This window comes from uncultured Cetobacterium sp. (genome assembly GCF_947039425.1).
In the GTDB taxonomy this organism is placed as follows: Bacteria; Fusobacteriota; Fusobacteriia; order Fusobacteriales; family Fusobacteriaceae; genus Cetobacterium_A.
Window position 1 is genome coordinate 1 of the sequence record NZ_CAMQYW010000287.1, and the last position, 2,576, is coordinate 2,576.

At 23.4% G+C, this 2,576-nt stretch carries 2 protein-coding genes; both read right to left on the minus strand.

The window, feature by feature from the left end; translation table 11 throughout:
* Positions 1–339: 339 nt before the first annotated feature.
* A complete protein-coding gene (locus Q0V09_RS10610) occupies positions 340–1,581 on the minus strand; it encodes a hypothetical protein (RefSeq protein ID WP_297405079.1) in 1,242 nt (413 codons plus the stop codon).
* A gap of 106 nt (positions 1,582–1,687) precedes the next feature.
* The gene (locus Q0V09_RS10615) at positions 1,688–2,443 is read right to left on the minus strand and encodes a hypothetical protein (protein ID WP_297489417.1); all 756 of its coding nucleotides are present in this window, start codon (positions 2,441–2,443) and stop codon (positions 1,688–1,690) included.
* Positions 2,444–2,576: the final 133 nt, after the last annotated feature.

The following is a 2,576-nucleotide window of genomic DNA, read 5'->3' on the forward strand; positions in this document are numbered from 1 at the left end:
ATCAATTCACAACCAATTGAAATGATAGATACGATTAAAAATACGTTACAAATGTGTTTTTTCATAATAAGTACCTCTTTTCTTTTTTTTAGGACTTTGTCCGTTAATTCTTGTATTATTTGTACCATATTTACAACTTATTGTCAAATAAAAGAACTGATTTTTTAAATAAAAAACAATTATTATATTTTATAAAATAAAAAACCCCTTTGTTTCCAAGGGGTTTTTGACTATACATTCATAAAAAAAAATAAAAAAATATTTTTTTGAATAAAATATTCTTGTATGATATGGTAAAACAATGTTTATTGTATGTAAAAAAAAGATGGCCGAAAATCTTTAAATAGAAATTTTAATATGTTTTATTGGTCTTCCTTTTGAGATATTATTTTGAATTTCAGGAATGCCATAATTATGATCTATTAATTTATTTATAATTCGTCGAGCACTTCTTTCACTAATATCTAGATACCCAGCAATCTCTTTAGTGTTAATATATGGAGTTTTTTTCTTTTCTTTTAATTCTAGTATTTTTCGAATATGTATTTGTGAAATAAGTGTTGTGTTACTAATTTTTTCTATTTTTGTATTTAAATTCTGAGATGTTTTTTCAATAGATGGATTGATAAGAGTATTAGTATCATCTATAATATATAATTTTCCATTTTTTAATGAATTAGAAAGAGCTTTTCTAGCATTAAAATCAGCTAAATAAGCTGTAGAACCATATCCGATTCCAGAGTATATTTTCATATTTAGATTCGAAGTTAATTTTGAAAAATTATCTAAGCTTTGTGCAAAGGCTCCTCTTGTTCCAAAAATAATAAATTGTTCTATACTGCTAGAATAGAGAGCTCCTTGAACTTCACGAACATAAGAGATAATATTTTTTCTTATATTATTTTCATTTTCAAGATCATCATAATAATTATTATGATATAAATAATCTATTTTTATAATTTGTATGGCAATTTGAGATGATTTTAATCGACATATATTTTTTTTATCTAAAAGTTCGCGATAAAGATTTTTAATTTGTGCTAAATTTGGCTGTAATCTAAATATAGGATAACCTTGAGCTTTTAAGGAGGAGTAAACTTTTCCGCAAGAAGTCAAAATAATATCTATTTTTCCTGAGTCAAAAAGTGCTTTATGTTTTATTGCATAGTCTTCCTCTTCTAAAAGTGGATCAAAAGTAAAAAGATGGATATTTTGATGATTAAGATTCCAATCATCAACAACTTCAGATAGATCATCTTGATTGAGAATATCAATACTAAATGAATTTATATTTTTTAAAGTGTTTTGAGCTTGCCAAAGAGCACTCATAAGACTTGAACCTTTTCTAGAAATAGTAACAAAAGGTATTTTAGGTAGTCTATATTTAGTAATAGTATATTCAATGATAATACCAGTAAAAATTAGTGCATCTACCTCTTTTTCACACTCTTCTAAAATTTTATGAAGATTTTTAGTGTCTTCATGAATGTAGAATTTAGAATTAATAGTATGATCCATATCTTTTAATTTTTGATTAATATGTAGGACAGAGTCACTAGGTCCAACAATTCCGATTTTCATAAAATTTCCCCCTAAGTATATAAATGTTTAAGTTTTATTTTAGCATAAAAAATTAGAAAATAGAATTATAAAATTAAAAACGGGTCAATAATTTGACCCGATAAGATTAACCTATAAAAATAGAAGTATTTATATTTTCTAAAAAATTTAAACCCATCCTATTTGTAATTTTTTCAAAGAAAAATGATCTGCTTAAATTTCCCATAATAACTAAATTATAATTATTTAAAATTGAATAAACACCAGAAATATCATTAGTATCTGAAAAAAATCTTTTAACAGATATTTCTAAACCTTTATCAATAAGAAGATCTTTTAAATAATTAGAATCATCATTATAATTCCAAGTGAACATGTTAATTTTATTAATATCATTAAATAAAGAAATAAAATTATAAGCACTTTTATTTACTTTGACTCCGTCATTGGAGATTAAAGCAATATTTGAAAAGTTTAAAGGTTTATTCCTTAAAATAATAACTGGTCGATATAGATTTTTAAGAATATCTAAAAATAAATCATTTAGTATAAAATCTTGGTCTAAGAGTAATAGATCACAATATTTCAAATGATTTTTAACTGAATGTCCGCTGATTTCAGTTTCTATAATTAGTTTTTCGTGAATATTATATTGTAATAATTTGTCACGAATAGTATCAATAAATTTATCCTCTATTTCGTGAAGCATTTTAGAAGCAATACCAGAATTAATAATTGTTTCTCTAATTGGAATTGTATATGCAATATTTTTAATATAAATTGGAACTATTTTAAAACCGTACAGATGATTTAAATTTTTATAACTATCTAAAATCAAATCCAAGTCACTACCATTTCTGAACATAACTAGAGTCTTTTTCATTGAAAACCTCCTACTACTCTTAATTTTAAATGTCTAAAATATTTTACTAAAAAAAAAAGAAAATCCTTTAAAAAAAGGAAAATATAACAAAAAGTTAAATTATATGTTATAATAGCATACATAATTTCCAAAA